The sequence below is a fragment of the Pedobacter sp. MR2016-24 genome (assembly GCF_026239655.1).
Classification (GTDB): domain Bacteria; phylum Bacteroidota; class Bacteroidia; order Sphingobacteriales; family Sphingobacteriaceae; genus Pedobacter.
Map to the genome: position 1 here is coordinate 79,759 of NZ_JAPIVO010000006.1, position 16,820 is coordinate 96,578.

At 41.2% G+C, this 16,820-nt stretch carries 19 protein-coding genes; 16 read left to right on the top strand and 3 right to left on the bottom strand.

The features are described 5' to 3' along the window. The first annotated feature begins 13 nt into the window (after positions 1–13). The 14 genes from OQX62_RS16670 (at position 14) to OQX62_RS16735 (ending at position 12,745) form a co-directional block, all read left to right on the top strand. Positions 14–1,018, top strand: coding sequence for a 2Fe-2S iron-sulfur cluster-binding protein (locus OQX62_RS16670; protein WP_265832751.1), 1,005 nt, complete (start codon positions 14–16; stop codon positions 1,016–1,018). Continuing rightward, a complete protein-coding gene (gene nuoH / locus OQX62_RS16675; protein ID WP_265832752.1) occupies positions 1,018–2,055 on the top strand; it encodes an NADH-quinone oxidoreductase subunit NuoH in 1,038 nt (345 codons plus the stop codon). Before OQX62_RS16670 ends, nuoH begins: the two co-directional genes overlap by 1 nt. A gap of 34 nt (positions 2,056–2,089) precedes the next feature. Further along, positions 2,090–2,590 (top strand): NuoI/complex I 23 kDa subunit family protein, encoded by a 501-nt coding sequence (locus tag OQX62_RS16680; protein WP_265832753.1) that lies wholly within the window; start codon positions 2,090–2,092, stop codon positions 2,588–2,590. Positions 2,591–2,662: 72 nt separating this feature from the next. Continuing rightward, the gene (locus OQX62_RS16685; protein ID WP_265832754.1) at positions 2,663–3,160 is read left to right on the top strand and encodes an NADH-quinone oxidoreductase subunit J; all 498 of its coding nucleotides are present in this window, start codon (positions 2,663–2,665) and stop codon (positions 3,158–3,160) included. Beyond that, positions 3,160–3,489, top strand: a complete 330-nt coding sequence (gene nuoK / locus OQX62_RS16690; protein ID WP_090558106.1) for an NADH-quinone oxidoreductase subunit NuoK — start codon at positions 3,160–3,162, stop codon at positions 3,487–3,489. Before OQX62_RS16685 ends, nuoK begins: the two co-directional genes overlap by 1 nt. Before the next feature lie 21 nt (positions 3,490–3,510). Then, entirely contained in the window at positions 3,511–5,403 is a 1,893-nt protein-coding gene (gene nuoL, locus OQX62_RS16695; protein WP_265832755.1) for an NADH-quinone oxidoreductase subunit L, read from the top strand. Between the two features lie 21 nt (positions 5,404–5,424). Continuing rightward, positions 5,425–6,891 carry a complex I subunit 4 family protein gene (locus tag OQX62_RS16700; RefSeq protein ID WP_265832756.1) on the top strand — a complete coding sequence of 489 codons (1,467 nt, stop codon included), beginning with the start codon at positions 5,425–5,427 and terminating at the stop codon, positions 6,889–6,891. Between the two features lie 4 nt (positions 6,892–6,895). After that, positions 6,896–8,269, top strand: a complete 1,374-nt coding sequence (locus tag OQX62_RS16705) for an NADH-quinone oxidoreductase subunit N (protein ID WP_265832757.1) — start codon at positions 6,896–6,898, stop codon at positions 8,267–8,269. A gap of 44 nt (positions 8,270–8,313) precedes the next feature. Continuing rightward, positions 8,314–8,976 (top strand): DedA family protein, encoded by a 663-nt coding sequence (locus tag OQX62_RS16710; RefSeq protein ID WP_265832758.1) that lies wholly within the window; start codon positions 8,314–8,316, stop codon positions 8,974–8,976. A 6-nt stretch (positions 8,977–8,982) separates the two neighbouring features. Continuing rightward, positions 8,983–9,534 (top strand): inorganic diphosphatase, encoded by a 552-nt coding sequence (locus tag OQX62_RS16715; protein WP_265832759.1) that lies wholly within the window; start codon positions 8,983–8,985, stop codon positions 9,532–9,534. Continuing rightward, positions 9,534–10,859 (top strand): hemolysin family protein, encoded by a 1,326-nt coding sequence (locus OQX62_RS16720; protein WP_265832760.1) that lies wholly within the window; start codon positions 9,534–9,536, stop codon positions 10,857–10,859. Before OQX62_RS16715 ends, OQX62_RS16720 begins: the two co-directional genes overlap by 1 nt. Positions 10,860–10,885: 26 nt before the next feature. Continuing rightward, entirely contained in the window at positions 10,886–11,590 is a 705-nt protein-coding gene (locus OQX62_RS16725; protein WP_265832761.1) for a 16S rRNA (uracil(1498)-N(3))-methyltransferase, read from the top strand. Beyond that, positions 11,587–12,246: a DUF4159 domain-containing protein gene (locus OQX62_RS16730; RefSeq protein ID WP_265832762.1), complete on the top strand. Its 660-nt coding sequence runs from the start codon at positions 11,587–11,589 to the stop codon at positions 12,244–12,246. Before OQX62_RS16725 ends, OQX62_RS16730 begins: the two co-directional genes overlap by 4 nt. Position 12,247: 1 nt before the next feature. Continuing rightward, positions 12,248–12,745 (top strand): acetyl-CoA carboxylase biotin carboxyl carrier protein subunit, encoded by a 498-nt coding sequence (locus tag OQX62_RS16735; protein ID WP_265832763.1) that lies wholly within the window; start codon positions 12,248–12,250, stop codon positions 12,743–12,745. Positions 12,746–12,813: 68 nt separating this feature from the next. Here the strand turns inward: OQX62_RS16735 and OQX62_RS16740 are convergent, their stop codons facing one another. After that, positions 12,814–14,403, bottom strand: coding sequence for an SUMF1/EgtB/PvdO family nonheme iron enzyme (locus OQX62_RS16740; RefSeq protein WP_265832764.1), 1,590 nt, complete (start codon positions 14,401–14,403; stop codon positions 12,814–12,816). Positions 14,404–14,595: 192 nt separating this feature from the next. Here OQX62_RS16740 and ispF point away from each other — a divergent pair, with 192 nt between their 5' ends. After that, positions 14,596–15,075 carry a 2-C-methyl-D-erythritol 2,4-cyclodiphosphate synthase gene (gene ispF, locus OQX62_RS16745; protein WP_265832765.1) on the top strand — a complete coding sequence of 160 codons (480 nt, stop codon included), beginning with the start codon at positions 14,596–14,598 and terminating at the stop codon, positions 15,073–15,075. 43 nt (positions 15,076–15,118) lie between these two features. Further along, entirely contained in the window at positions 15,119–15,331 is a 213-nt protein-coding gene (locus OQX62_RS16750) for a hypothetical protein (protein WP_265832766.1), read from the top strand. Between the two features lie 51 nt (positions 15,332–15,382). Here OQX62_RS16750 and OQX62_RS16755 read toward each other — a convergent pair whose 3' ends face one another. Next, positions 15,383–16,258: a pirin family protein gene (locus tag OQX62_RS16755; RefSeq protein WP_265832767.1), complete on the bottom strand. Its 876-nt coding sequence runs from the start codon at positions 16,256–16,258 to the stop codon at positions 15,383–15,385. A 29-nt stretch (positions 16,259–16,287) separates the two neighbouring features. Beyond that, the gene (locus tag OQX62_RS16760) at positions 16,288–16,818 is read right to left on the bottom strand and encodes a YceI family protein (protein WP_265832768.1); all 531 of its coding nucleotides are present in this window, start codon (positions 16,816–16,818) and stop codon (positions 16,288–16,290) included. Positions 16,819–16,820: the final 2 nt, after the last annotated feature.

Sequence of the window (16,820 nt, forward strand, 5' to 3'; positions counted from 1 at the left end):
AATATCTTTAACAATGAGTGAAAAAGTTAAGGTAACCATAGACGGGATAACCGTTGAAGTAGAGCCCGGTACATCGATCCTGAATGCTGCAAGGCAGATAGGAGGCGATATTGTGCCCCCTGCGATGTGCTATTATTCTAAATTAGCAGGTAGTGGCGGTAAATGCCGTACTTGTATCGTGAAAGTAAGCAAGGGTTCTGAGAAGGATCCGAGACCAATGCCTAAATTGGTGGCTTCCTGCCGTACTACGGTAATGGACGGTATGGAAGTGCAGAACATTACTTCTCCGGAAGTGCTGGAAGCACGTAGCGGGGTAGTAGAGATGCTGCTGATTAATCATCCGCTGGACTGTCCTGTTTGTGATCAGGCCGGGGAATGCGACCTGCAAAACCTGGGTTACGAGCATGGTTTGCAAAAAACGAGATATGAATTTGAGCGCCGTACTTTCGAGCGTATCGATATAGGGGATAAGATCCAGTTACACATGAACAGGTGCATCTTATGCTACCGTTGTGTATTTACTGCCGATCAGATTACGAATAAACGTGTTCATGGTATTTTAAACCGTGGAGACCATTCTGAAATTTCTACTTACATACAGACTGCTGTTGATAACGATTTCTCCGGAAACGTGATTGATGTATGTCCTGTAGGTGCCTTAACTGATAAAACTTTCCGTTTTAAAAACAGGGTTTGGTTCACGAAACCTATAGATGCACACAGAGATTGCCCTACTTGTAGCGGCAAGGTTACTTTGTGGTATAAGGGTGAGGACGTTTTACGTGTGACTGCACGCAAGGATATCTATGGTGAAGTGGAAGAGTTTATCTGTAATACCTGTCGTTTTGACAAGAAGAAAACGGCTGACTGGACTATTGAGCATCCTACACATATCAGTGACGCTTCGGTAATTGCATCGAATCATTATGAAACGATGATCCCCTTACCTGTTATTCAGGAAGATCTTCGCCTGCAGCAAGCAAACAAAGTTGAACTGGAAAAAACCGCTAAATTCTAATGGATATCACATTCGTCATAGAAAAATTTGTACTTGTAGCTGTTATCTTCGGTATAAGTTTAGTTATCGCTATGTATTCTACATATGCGGAAAGAAAAGTTGCTGCCTTTTTGCAGGACAGGTTAGGACCGGACAGAGCCGGACCTTTCGGTATTCTGCAGCCTTTGGCTGACGGACTGAAAATGTTCATGAAGGAAGAGATTATTCCAAGCAATGCTAACAAATGGCTGTTCATGGTTGGCCCCGGACTGGCGATGTTAACTGCATGTATCGGTACAGCGGTTATTCCATGGGGTAGCGCCATTACTTTAGGCAGCAGGGTTATTCCTTTGCAGGTAACAGATATCAATGTGGGGGTATTGTATATCTTCGGCGTAGTTTCTTTAGGTGTATATGGAGTAATGATTGGTGGCTGGGCATCAAATAATAAGTATTCTTTATTGAGTGCTATCCGTGCAGCTTCACAGAATATCAGTTATGAGGTGGCAATGGGTCTTTCTATTATCGCATTGCTGTTGGTGACCAACACAATGAGTCTGAAAGAAATTGTTGACCAGCAGCATGGCTGGCACTGGAATGTGATCTATCAGCCAGTTGGATTCCTGTTATTTATGGTTTGTTCTTTCGCAGAAACAAACAGGGCACCATTCGATTTGCCAGAGTGTGAGACGGAGCTGATTGGTGGATACCATACAGAGTACTCTTCCATGAAATTAGGATTCTATTTATTCGCAGAATATATCAATATGTTTGTTTCTTCTGCGGTAATGGCTACTTTATATTTCGGAGGTTATAATTATCCGGGTATGGATTGGGTGTTATTGCATACAGGACCGGTAATCGGACCACTGATCGGAACGGTTGTATTGTTTATCAAAATATTTGCATTCATCTTTTTCTTCATGTGGGTACGGTGGACAATTCCACGTTTCCGTTATGATCAGCTGATGCATTTAGGCTGGAAGATGCTGATCCCGCTGGCAATAGCAAACGTAATTATCACAGGTATTGTGATTGCAATAGTAGAAAAGTTTTAACTGTCCGCCCTGCGGAAACATAAAAGGAGGTTTAATGGAACCATTAACCAGTAAGAAGAAAGTATTAGTACAGAAACCACTTACGTTTGCTGAGCGCATTTATCTGCCGGCAATTACTAAGGGTTTATCTATTACAATGAGCCACTTTTTCAAAAAAGAAGCTACCATCAGGTACCCGGAAGTTCAGCGCGAGATGTCGATCAACTGGAGAGGGATGCACTCGTTGAAAAGGGATGAGAATGGTAAAGAGCGCTGCACGGCCTGCGGATTGTGCGCATTGTCTTGTCCGGCTGAGGCGATCACCATGATTGCTGCAGAACGCAAACCGGAAGAAAAGGACCTGTACAGGGAAGAAAAGTACGCGGCTGTATATGAAATCAATATGCTGCGCTGTATTTTCTGCGGTCTCTGTGAAGAGGCCTGCCCGAAAGAGGCAATTTATCTGGACGGCCCTATCGTGCCTTCGGATTACCTGCGTAAGGATTTTATCTATGGAAAAGATAAACTGGTGGAGCAGCCTTTAGAAAAGAAATAAAACGGGCCTCTGGCTTTTGACATATAATTATACATATGCCGCTTAACACCGGCTTTTAAACAAACATAATAAATGGGTACATCGGTATTCTATTTGGTCGCCTTTCTAAGTATCTTCTTTTCACTGATGGTTATTTTTGCAAAAAACCCGGTGCACAGCGTACTTTATCTGATCGTAACTTTTTTTACGTTCACTGTCCATTACATTCTGCTCAATGCACAGTTCCTGGCTGTAGTAAACTTTATTGTTTATATGGGAGCTATCATGGTATTGTTCCTGTTTGTGCTGATGCTGCTTAACCTGAATAAGGATAACGAGCCTTTAAAGTCAAACCTGGTAAAGGTTGTGGGTATTGTAGCCGGATGCTGCCTGTTGGTTACGCTGGCTGGTTCTCTCAAGGCTACTGCGATTTCGGACCCCCTGGTATTGAGAAATCCGAATCTTGGACTGGTAAAGAATTTAGGTAAAGAATTATTCGGGCCTTTTATGCTGCCCTTCGAATTGTCGTCCATTCTCTTGCTGACAGCAATGGTGGGTGCGGTATTGTTAACTAAAAAAGAAAAAGTATAGTGGGAAATATTACTCAGGATTTACAGGGAGTTCCGCTTAATCATTACATCTGGTTAAGTGCGATCATTTTTACAATTGGTGTGATAGGCGTGCTTACCCGCAGAAATGCTATCGTGATCTTTATGTCGGTAGAGCTGATGCTGAATGCAGTGAATTTGCTGTTAACAGCTTTTTCAGTACACAGCAACGATCCATCAGGACAGGTATTCGTGTTTTTCATCATGGCACTGGCTGCTGCAGAGGTTGCGGTAGGCTTAAGTATTATTGTGATGGTCTACAGAAATACCCAATCCACAGACATTAATGTATTGAATCGCCTTAAGTGGTAATTATTAAGAATAAAATATAAGATGATAAATTTAGTTTGGCTGGTTCCTTTAATTCCTTTTATAGGCTTCTTAATCAACGGCCTGGGAAGAAACACATTATCTAAGAACCTGATTGGTTTCATTGGGAGCAGCGTGATATTCATATCCTTCCTGATCAGTATCGGTATTTTCTTTGAACTGGGCAGTGACGTAAGCAAGTCGCACGAGATCTTTTTATTCGACTGGATCAGTGCCGGTGCTTTAAAAATACCTCTTTCATTCCTGGTTGATCCATTGAGTTCAATCATGTTACTGATCATTACCGGGATTGGTTTCCTGATCCATGTATATTCTATCGGTTATATGCACGATGATGAAGGTTTCGGCAAGTTTTTCAGTTACCTGAACCTGTTCATCTTTTTCATGCTTTTACTGGTATTGGGATCAAACTATATTGTCATGTTTATTGGCTGGGAAGGTGTTGGATTATGCTCTTACCTGTTGATTGGCTTCTGGTTTACCAACAGCAGCTATGCTACAGCAGCGAAAAAGGCATTTGTTATGAACCGTATTGGTGATTTAGGTTTCCTGATCGCTGTATTCCTGCTCTTTACTACTTTTGGCAGTGTTGAGTTCTCTAAAATATTTCCTTTAGCAGGTAACATGCTTCCCGGAAATGGGACTATCGCATTAATTGCTTTATTGCTCTTTGTAGGTGCCTGTGGTAAATCTGCACAGATTCCTTTATTTACGTGGTTGCCGGATGCGATGGCCGGACCAACACCGGTTTCGGCACTGATCCACGCGGCAACGATGGTAACGGCGGGTATTTACATGATTGCGCGTTCTAACGTGTTATTTGACCTTGCTCCTGTAGTACAACATCTGATCGCTATTATCGGATTGGCAACTGCATTACTGGGTGCTGTTATCGCCTTAACACAAACAGATATTAAAAAGGTACTGGCTTACTCTACGGTATCACAATTGGGTTATATGTTCCTTGGCTTAGGCGTAGGTGCATACAATGGTTCTTTCTTCCATGTGAGTACACATGCTTTCTTTAAAGCATTGTTATTCTTATGTGCTGGTTCGGTTATCCATGCGATGCACCACGAACAGGATATGAGACATATGGGTGGTCTGCGTAAGAAACTGCCGGTTACTTTTATTACGATGCTGATTGGTACCATAGCGATCTCCGGATTGCCGCCATTCTCTGGTTTCTTCTCTAAAGATGAGATACTGGCTCATGTATATGAGCATAATAAAGTAATGTGGGCCATCGGGGTTTTCACCGCATTCCTGACCGCATTTTATATGTTCAGAATGATCTTCCTTACTTTCTTTGGTACTTACAGAGGTACGCACCATGCGGAGGAAAAAATTCATGAGTCGCCTAAAAGCATGACTATCCCCTTGATCGTTCTGGCTGTACTTTCCGCTATCGGCGGGGCAATTGGTATTCCAGAATCACTTGGTGGCAGTCACTGGTTATCACACTGGCTTGCACCGGTTATTCAGCATCATGGTGAAGCACCAGACCATGCAACAGAGTACATGCTGATGGCAATATCTGTAATTGGTGTATTGATCGCTATCGGTGTTGCTTATGCCAAATACATTAAACAAAACCATGTTCCTCTTGCTGATGAAGGTAAACGCTCTGCACTGGCGAATCTTTCTTACCATAAGTTCTATATTGATGAGATTTATGATGCGGTGATCAGAAAGCCGCTGGATGGTCTTTCGGTATTTTTCTACAAAGTTTTCGATAAGAAAGTTGTGGATGGTATTGTGAACGGACTGGGATGGGGCACCTCAGAAGCAAGTAAAGGAGTAAGGTTACTGCAATCTGGTAACGTTGGCTTCTATATTTTTATGATGGTGGTGGGCATCATCTCCTTGTTATTGTATACTTATTTATCTCTATAAAAGATCGTCCGAGAAAACATAATGGAACAACTTTTAATCATTCTTATATTTCTGCCATTAGTTGGTGCGCTGCTTACAGCATTTACCGGCAAAGCCGCAAAACATGTGGCCATGGTTTTTTCGCTGGTATCGCTGGCAGTTACGGCAGTTATTGCTGCACAGTTTATTCCGGACGCAAGCACACAATTTGTAGTTAACCTGCCCTGGATTCAGGAGCTCGGAATTAATTTCCATGCAGGTATAGACGGAATCAGCTTAATTACGGTATTGCTGACCAACGTTCTGGTACCCATCATTATCCTGGCCAGTTATCAGCATGACTATAGTAAACCGAATTCTTTCTATGCACTGATCTTATTTATGCAGGCTGGTTTACTGGTCGTGTTTACTGCGATGGATGCATTTTTATTCTACATCGGATGGGAAGCTGCATTGATCCCGATCTATTTTATCTGCGCCATATGGGGTGGAAAAGACAGGATCAAAGTGAACATGAAATTTTTCGTATATACGATTGCAGGTTCTTTATTTATGTTACTGGGTATTATCTACCTGTACCTGCAGAATCCGGCACATAATTTTGATATACAGGCATTCTATCAGTTAAGTCTGGATCCTGTACAACAGGGCTGGATTTTCTGGTCATTCTTTATCGCATTTGCGATCAAGATGCCAATTTTCCCTTTCCATACCTGGCAGCCCGATACCTATACCGAAGCTCCGGCAGCGGGTACAATGTTATTGTCCGGTATTATGCTGAAGATGGGTATTTATGGTGTAATCAGATGGTTATTGCCTATTGTTCCTGCCGGCGTGCAGGATTGGGGCCATTTGGCAATCATCCTTTCAGTAATTGGTATCGTTTATGCTTCGCTGATTGCTTTTATGCAAAAAGACGCAAAACGTCTGGTAGCTTATTCATCAATAGCGCACGTTGGATTAATTTCTGCGGGTATTTTTGCATTGAACACGCAGGGTTTACAAGGGGCCATGGTGCAAATGTTAAGTCATGGTATTAACGTGGTGGGTATGTTTTTTGTCCTGGATATCATTTTCAGCAGAACAAAAACAAATAGCATTAGTGAACTGGGAGGAATAGCCAAGGTAGCACCTAAGCTGGCCATCGCGTTTCTGATCATTGTATCAGGAACTGTGGCATTACCAGGAACCAACGGATTTATAGGTGAGTTTTTATTGCTGATAGGCGTATACCAATACAATATATGGATGGTAGTATTTGCAGGACTGACGATTATTTTCGGTGCTGTATATATGCTGAGAATGTATCAGCACATTATGCTCGGCAAAACAAATGATCTTACAATCGGCTTTACTGACATTAAAGGATCTGAGCAGCTGGTTTTATTTATCATCTGTGCATTGATTATTGTGCTTGGTGTGTATCCTAAACCAATCCTGCATTTGTCGGAAGCCGCTGTGCAGCAATTATTAGAACAAGTGAACCAAAAATTAACATCGGTAAATTAAGGAAATGAATATCATTATAACCATTGCTATCACAGCTTTAGTAGTGCTTTACGCAGGTTTGTTTAAAGCAGGAAAAGCATTACTGCCGCTAACCTTAGTTGGATTGCTGACTTCCCTGGCATTTGCCGTTACTTCATGGGATTCGAATACGAGTTATTATGGAATGATGCAGATGAATAATTTTGCTATCGCTTTTTCAGCACTTACGATTCTCGGTACCATTTTTATCTTTTTGCTGACACAGAACTACTTCTCCAGACAGAGTGAGAATATAGCAGAGTATTATACGCTGATCCTGTTCGCGCTCTCAGGAATCATTATCATGGTTTCTTATACTAATATGGCTATGTTGTTCATCGGTATAGAGATCATGTCTGTAGCCCTGTATATCCTTGCCGGTATCAGGAAAAATAACTTTGCTTCTAATGAAGCATCATTGAAGTACTTTTTAATGGGTGCTTTTTCTACAGGATTCTTATTGTTTGGTATTACACTGATTTATGGTGCAACGGGTTCATTCGATCTCAGGGCAATTAACTCCTACCTGATTGGTAACTATATGGTGGTTTCGCCGTTATTTTACCCTGGTGTTATCCTGATGATGATCGGTTTATGTTTTAAAATAGGTGCGGCGCCGTTTCACTTCTGGACACCGGATGTTTATGAGGGATCTCCTTCATTGATTACTGCATTTATGTCTACCGTAGTGAAAACTGCAGGTTTTGCAGCCTTCCTCCGTTTATTTGCCGGAACGTTTGCTCCATTACATGATTTCTGGATGCCTGCATTATTTGCTATCGTATGCCTGACCTTGTTTATCGGAAACGTGACCGCTTTATTCCAAAAGAACTTCAAACGGATGCTGGCTTATTCCAGTATCTCTCATGCAGGTTACCTGCTGTTCTCACTGATCACTCTAAGCCCTTCATCGTCAAACAACGTATTGGTTTATGCTGCTGCCTATACTTTCGCCAGTATCATTGCTTTCGCCGTGCTTATCCTGGTCAAACAAAAAACTGGCGGAGATAACTTTGATAACTTCAATGGCCTGGCTAAACGTAATCCTTTAGCTGCTCTGGTGCTGACTATCGCTATGTTATCGCTGGCAGGTATTCCGTTAACGGCAGGTTTTATTGGTAAATACCTGATGTTCCTGAATGTAATGACGGACTATAAAGTGTACCTGGTTGCTTTTGCGATTCTGAATGCACTGGTTGGTTTCTACTACTACCTGCGTGTAATCGTGGCGATGTATTTCAAAGAAGGACCGGAAGTGGAGCTGGAAACACCTTTCCAGTACAAAGTAGTTTTAGTTTTATCAGTTATCATCACTGTATTTTTAGGAGTTTATCCTTCAGTAATTTTAAATCTGATTTAAGCCAATTCAAGAAAATTATTTGTAGTTTTACGAATACTTGAACTATGCACGACTTCTGGAATTCCTTACATCATTTCATTGATCCTGAAAAATTGCTTAGGGAAGGTGGGTTTTACGTAGTAATGTTCGTAATCTTCGCTGAAACAGGCTTGCTTATCGGGTTCTTTCTGCCAGGGGATTATTTACTTTTTCTCGCAGGGATGTTTGTGGCAACGGGTAAACTGGATGTCAATATTTCTGTCCTGATTGCAGGACTAATTGTGGCGGCAATTTCCGGTAATTTCACAGGATACTGGTTTGGAAAAAAAACTGGTCCTGTTTTGTATCATAAAAAGGATACTTTCTTTTTTAAAAAACGTTATCTTAAAGCCGCTGAAGCTTACTATCATAAGCAGGGAGCCTTTGCTTTAATTATGGGTCGTTTTGTACCTATTGTGAGGACATTTGCACCTATTATTGCGGGAGTAGTGAAGCTGGATTTCAAAAGGTTTGCACTATATAATATAGCCGGTGCTTTTTTATGGATTACATCCTTAACTTTGCTGGGCTATTTTCTTGGCAAAAAATTTGAAAAGGAAATTGATGCCTACCTGCTTTATATTATAATTGGTTTTATTGTAATTACAACAATTCCGGTAATTATTACTTTTGTAAAAAAGAAAGTGGTTAAAAATAGTAACGACGACATAGCTAACATTGAACAATAAATTAAAATGAATATAGACCCGAATCACCCCTGGCATAATGTTTCTCCAGGAGCTCATTTACCAGAGTCGGTAAATGCAATTATTGAAATTCCAAAAGGATCAAAAGCGAAATACGAAATAGATAAAGATTCTAATTTGATTAAATTAGATAGAGTTCTTTTTTCTTCAGTGATGTATCCTGCTAATTACGGATTCATTCCGCAAACGTATTGCGATGATAATGATCCATTAGATATTCTTGTTTTGTGTTCAGTTGATGTGTATCCACTGACTTTGCTGGAAGCAAAGGTAATTGGTGTAATGCACATGGTTGATAATGGAGAGCAGGATGATAAAATTATTGCTGTAGCTAAAAACGATATGTCGGTAAATTATATCAACGACATTTCTGAATTGCCTCCGCATCAGATGAAAGAAATTGTAAGATTCTTCCAGGACTATAAAGCTTTGGAAATGAAAAATGTGACTATCGAAAAACTGATGGGCGTTTCTTATGCTTACAAGGTAATTGAAGAAAGTATTGAACTTTATAACAGTACATTTAGAAACAACTCTTAATGGGCTTTCAAATATTCTTAACCTTTTTCCTGGTCGTCCTTAACGGCTTTTTCGTTGCAGCTGAGTTTGCAATCGTTAAAGTCAGAGCGTCGCAAATTGAAATTAAAGCTAAATCCGGTAATAGAGTCGCCAATATAGCGAAGTACATTACACAACATTTAGATGGATACCTGGCTGCTACGCAGCTGGGTATTACATTAGCCTCACTTGGATTGGGCTGGGTTGGAGAATCCGTAATGGAACATCTGTTACACAATTTACTCACCTCATTAAATCAAACGCCGGAGTTCATCGAATCGTTCTCTAAAACGGCATCCCCGATTATTGCTTTCAGTTTTATCACGGTAATGCACATTACCTTCGGAGAGCTTGCCCCTAAATCAATTTCTATTCAGCGTCCGGTAGCTACTACCTTGTTTATTGCTGTACCCCTTCAAATCTTTTACGTTGTTTTCAGGCCTTTTATCTGGTTGCTGAATGGCTTCGCTAATATCATTTTGAAAGTGTTTGGTATTTCATCAGTAGGTGGCCATGAATCAGTGCATACCACAGAAGAATTGTATTATCTGCTGGATCAGGGAAAAGAAAGTGGTGCCCTGGATACAAATGAGCATGAACTGATCAGGAACGTATTTGATTTTAATGAACGTGTAGTGAAAAATATCATGGTGCCCCGCACTAAAATATCAGGTATTGAATTAGCTACACCTAAAGAGGAAGTTATTCAGCTGATTATTGGCGAGGGTTATTCAAGGATGCCGGTATATGATGACATTATCGACAAGATCATAGGTATTATCCATGCTAAGGACGTATTGCCTTTGCTGGCGGGTAACAAGGAGTGGTCATTGAGTGACATCATCAGAAAGCCTTATTTTGTGCCTGAAACCAAAAAGATCAATGACCTGCTAAGTGAACTGCAGCAAAAACGTATTCAGATCGCTATCGTCATTGATGAATTTGGCGGAACTGCGGGTATGGTTACGCTGGAAGATATTGTAGAAGAGATCGTAGGAGAGATTCAGGATGAGTATGATGAAGAGAAACCTACAGTAGAAAAAATCTCTGAAACTGAATTTATTATCAATGCCTATGCGACTGTTTATGATGTAAATGAACATTTGCCGCATGATCTGCCTGAGGACCTGGATTTTGATACTGTTGGCGGATTGGTATCTCATGCATTTGGAAAAATTCCTGAAGTAGGGGATAGTGAAGAATGTTATGGCTACTTATTTACCATCCTGAAAAAGACAGAGCAGAACATTGAAACCATTAAACTGGAGCTGGTGATCGACAAAACAGATATGGTGGATAACCACTAACCAGATCCCTGTAATACGTTAAAAAGATGCACATTTTTTATACCCCCGACATCATTGCTGAAGAATATGTACTCAACCAGGAAGAAAGCTGGCACTGTACGAAGGTACTTCGTCTCGTTGTTGGGGATGTAGTGTATCTGATTGATGGAAAAGGCGGATTGTTTGAGGCCGAAATTATATCAGAGGCTAAAAAAAGTGTTGCCCTGCGGGTCTTAAAAACCAGCAGGGAATATCAGAAAAGAAATCACAGGTTACACATTGCCGTGGCACCAACCAAGAATATCGATCGGCTGGAGTGGTTTCTGGAAAAGGCAACAGAGATTGGCATTGATGAGATCACGCCAGTTATCTGCGAACGTTCCGAAAGGAAAGTAATCAAAGAAGACCGCCTGAACAAGGTAATTACTTCCGCTGTTAAACAATCTTTGCAGGCTTACCATCCGGTATTAAATGAGGCTGTCAGCTTCAAAGAATTTATCAGTAATACTACTGCTACCCATAAACTAATCGCGCATTGCGTTGATGGCGAGCCCAGAAAATACATTGCTGAGGTGTCAAAGCCGGGACAGGATTACCTGATTCTGATTGGTCCGGAAGGAGATTTTAGTCCGGCTGAAATCCAATTGGCTTTGCAAAATGACTTTAAACCCTTAACTTTAGGTAATACCCGTCTCAGGACTGAAACTGCTGCATTAGCGGCTTGTTTTGAGGTGAATTACTTAAACCGATGAAATTAAGGCTATTCTTTTTATTTCCTCTTTTATTACTGGCCTTATCAAGTTTCAGGCCGCCTACTTATCAACTGGCCCGTTTAAAATACAATGGCGGGGGTGACTGGTATGGGAACCGTACGGCTTTAACCAATCTGATTGCTTATTGCAATACCAATCTCTCTACTAACTTCGATGCAAATGAGGCTATCGTGGAGGTGGGCAGTTCAGAAATATTTAATTACCCGATGGTTTATCTTACAGGGCATGGAAACGTGGTCTTCAGCACTCAGGAAGCACGTAACCTGCGTACTTATCTAACCAGCGGAGGCTTTCTGCATGTAGATGATAATTATGGGCTGGATAAGTTTATCCGCCAGGAAATGAAGAAAGTATTTCCCGAGTTATCATTTGCAGAACTTCCGCCGAATCATCCTGTTTATCAGCAGAAATATAAGTTTCCAAACGGATTGCCAAAAATCCACGAGCATGACGGCAAAGCTGCGCAGGGTTTTGCATTGATCTGGCAGGGCAGAGTGGTGTGTTATTATTCTTATGAAAGTGATTTAGGTAACGGCTGGGAAGACTTTGGTACTTATCCGGGAGATACGGCCGATAAAAGGACAGAGGCGCTTAAAATGGGCGCAAATTTAGTTCAGTATGCATTAACCAACTGATATGTATAAGGTAAAAGTAAATGACACTATTGATTTCACGCTGGATCAGGTTCAGGGTGTTTTCAGGAAAGATAATGAAGATTTGACTCTTGATATTACTGAGTTCCGGAGCGGCCATTATCATTTGTTATATAAAAATAAGTCATATACGGTGGAAGTGGTTTCTACAGGTGATCAACATAAAACGGCCTCAATTAAAGTAAATGGGAAGGTTTATGAAACAGGTATTGAAGACAGGTTTGATCGGCTGTTAAAAGAGCTGGGACTAGAAAATGCAGTCCTGCAGCAGGCTGCTGATGTAAAAGCACCCATGCCCGGTTTAGTGCTCAAAATAAACGTTGTAGTGGGACAGGAAGTGAAAAAAGGCGATAGTTTACTGGTGCTTGAGGCGATGAAAATGGAAAATATGCTGAAGTCCACTGCTGAAGGGATCGTAAAAACGATCCATGTACATACTGGTGATAAGGTAGAGAAAAATCAGGTACTGATTACTTTCTAATCTATAAATAAGACATAAAAAAACGGCCATTCTATTTAGAATGGCCGTTTTTTTATGTCTTATTTAATTTATCTCTTTTTAGCGTTAAAAGGCTTTTGTTGTTTAGGCTTGAATTGTGGTTTGCCCTGCGTTCTGATTTCAGAAGCGCCAAGCATGGTCATTGCACAACGGAAACCTATGTCGGCAGTAGATTCATCCTGTTGAAGGAACCTTCTTGTAGCAGGATTCATCCATAACGCCTGATCATCCCATGAACCGCCTTTATACACTCTAGACTTATCAGATACCAAAGTGATCTCCCCGTAAAGCTCATTCGCCCTGTCACGGTAACCACGCTGATCTGCATAAGTATTAGCGGTAGCTGCAGGTGCATTGGCAGCAGCCTGTTTCTCTGCCCAGGTCTGTTTTTTAGCCGATACTGCAGCCGTCATGATTGGTCTGTTATACTTATCTTTTTCCAGTTTACCTGTAACGGCATCTGCTACCTTTTTATCCTGATAGTAGTTACCACGATAGGGGTTCAATGCATCTGCTGCATCAAATGTATTGGTACGATAAACATCGGCCACCCATTCATTTACGTTACCTGCCATGTTATACAAACCGAAGTCGTTAGGCACATAATTACGCACAGGAACAGTAATACTTCCTTTATCATTCAGTGATCCGCCAACACCCATATAATCACCTTTGGTTCTTTTAAAGTTGGCAAGGATTAAACCACGTGTTTTACTTTTTGCAGAACTGATACCTAAACCATCCCATGGATAGATCTTGTTATTAGAGATGTTCTCATACTCTGTATTACCAATCAGACCTAAGGCTGCATATTCCCATTCAGCTTCAGTAGGCAGGCGGTAAGGTTGCTTTAAGATACCGTCTTCCAGTCTCACGTTTCTTGTTACGCCACCTTTAGGGGCAGTTGCACCAGCTGCAGCAGCAGTAGGGCTTAAATCTTTCATTGCACGTTTTCCTTTATCATCATACTGACCATTTAAATACAAATCAGTGGTGAAAGGACCAGTAGGTCTTGCTGTGGTGGTGGCTGCCGGTTTTCCTTTGCCAGTACCATTTACATCTTTATAGCTGGCCATGTAACCTTGCTCTCTCAATAATGACTCGTTAACGATATCAGTTCTCCATGCGCAGTATCTTTGTGCCTGTTCCCAGCTTACGCCAACCACAGGATAGTCCTGATAAGCAGGATGTCTTAAGTAATTGTCTACGTAAGGCTCATTATAAGATAGCGGTCTGCGCCATACCAGCGTGTCCGGAAGTTCATTGTAATAATATTCGTAGTTTGTAGGGTCTGTTCTTCTGATCCAGTTCAGGTATTCCAGCCAGTTTGTATTAGATACTTCAGTTTCATCCATATAGAAAGATGAAACTGTGGTTTCCCGTTTGTGGTTATAATTCCCCAGTTCCTCTCCGGGAATATTGATAGCGCTTCCGCTCATTACAAATACACCACCTTCAATCTCTACCAAGCCCGGGCCGGGACCGCGACGGAACTTGTTATTTACCTGAAAACCACCGTTTTCCTGCCTGTTGTAAGCAAGTCCGGTCTTTTCAGAGGTCGCATTCTTATTAGATTTGCATGAAATTAATGAGGATACCGACAGCAAAAAAGCAAAAGAATATATGTATGTTTTTTCCATATGTGCGTATTGTGACATTCTAGTTGTTAAAATTACGTAAAAAATATTCTACACTCCAAAATAATTCAATAATATCATTTTAAAATAAATTCAATCAGCGTTTTAACGTGCTTTTTTTGGATTGCAAATGACGATTGCCATAATTAAGCTACATTTGGATAGGGATATTTTGAACCATAATAGATAACAGGCATGAAGATTAAAGTAGGTTTCGGTTTCGACGTACATCAGCTTAAGGATAATCACCCTTTTGTAATTGGTGGCGTAAACCTCGAACACCATAAAGGGGCGTTTGGCCATTCTGACGCGGATGTATTGCTGCATGCGATTTGTGATGCATTGCTTGGCGCAGCAAATTTAAGAGACATTGGCTTTCATTTTAAGAATACCGACCCGCAATGGAAAGGTATCAGCAGTGTGATTCTCTTACAGGAAACGGTGAAACTGCTCACAGAAAAGGGATGGACTATAGGTAATATCGATGCGATGTTATGCCTGGAAGCACCGAAAATCAATCCGCATATTCCACAGATGCAGGAAAATATCGCCCAGGCGATTAATATAGACATTGAAGATATTTCTATCAAAGCTACCACCAACGAAATGATGGGTTTTATTGGCAGGGAAGAAGGAGTGGTCGCTTATGCGGTTTGCCTGATCCAAAAATTATAAAACAATTGGCAGATAAAGCTGGTTTTAATCTGAAACATTAATTATGATGAATTCAGCAAAATATTTTATGATTGTTATCGGGGCGGTTCTGTCATTGTCTGCCTGTACCATGGGAGATAAAGGAAGTGAAAAAGTGCCTGACTCAGTAAGTATAGATACAAATATGAAAGCAGAACAACCAGCTTCGACTCCGTCTGATACGACATTGATAGATAGTTTGCAGACTGATACTACAAGCGCAGGCAAGAAACCATAAATAAAAGAGCGTCCGGCTGTCTTTACAAACGGGCGCTCTTTTTATTAATTTTTACTCCTCAAGATAGCCAAACTTGCCTTCGTTATAATCGCTGAGTGCCTGTTTTATTTCCGCCTGATTGTTCATGAGGAAGGGACCGTAGCGGGCAATTGGTTCATTGATCGGCTCACCGCTTAATACCAATACCACACTTTTCTCTGAAGCTCTGATGCTGATCTCTGTGCCTTCATTTTTGAAGTGTACAAATTGATTGGTCTCCGCCTTTTCGCTTCCGTTGATCAATACCGTACCTTCAATAATCACAAACCCGGTATTAAAATCTTCCGGGAAACTTAAAGTTGCTTCTCCATCGGCGTTTAGGCGTAAATTGTAAAGTTGTATGGGGGTAAATGTTGATGCCGTGCCTTTGATGTCTTCATATTCCCCGGCAATAACTTCTATTGTTCCTGCAGCTGCAGGGAGTTCAAATTTACCCATATCCATCTGCTTAACGGATTGGTATTTTGGAGTGCTCATCTTGTCTTTTGCCGGCAGGTTTACCCAAAGCTGAACCATTTGAAACACACCGCCACTCTTGCTGAATTTTTCTTCATGGTATTCCTTGTGGAGAATACCGCGTGCAGCAGTCATCCATTGTACATCTCCCGGGTAAATTATACCACTGTTGCCCGCACTGTCATGGTGTGCTACACCGCCATGATAGGCAATGGTTACGGTTTCAAAACCACGGTGGGGATGTACGCCAACCCCACGCGGTTCTGTTGTGGCACTGAGCTCTGTCTTCGCATTATAATCGAGCAGAAAGAAGGGACTCATCTTAATTCTATAACCTTTAGGAAAAAAATTGCTGACTTTAAACCCGTCACCAACCATATGAGGCGCTGGCGCATTCAAAATTGCTGAGACTGGTTTTATTACAGGTTCCATCTGGTTTATGATTTGTTTTGAATGATAGACTATGCTTCTTTTGCGAATTGTAATTCACCGAGTATACGAACATCTTCACTTAACATTACACCGCCAGTTTCTAAAGCTGCATTGTAAGTCAGGCCGAAATCAGTTCTGTTAATTTTTCCGCTTAAGGTAAAACCTGCTTTGGTATTTCCCCATGGATCCTGTGCTGTTCCACCGAATTCAACATTTAAAGCAACTGGTTTAGTTACTCCCTTGATGGTTAGATTACCTTCCAGTTTGTAATCGCCATCAACTTGTTTGAATGAAGTTGACTCAAAGGATACAGACGGAAATTCCTCTGCATTGAAGAAGTCAGCGCTCACCAGGTGACCATCTCTGTCTTTATTTCCTGTATCTATAGAACTTACACCAGCTTTGAAAGAGATTGCTGAATGTTCGAAATTTTCATTGTCGGTAGTCAATTCTGCTGAAAAATCATTGAAGCTACCTGTTACAGTAGTAATCATTAAATGTTTTACTTTGAATTGAAGTTCACTGTGTGCAGGATCTAATACCCATTTAGTAGTTGCCATAA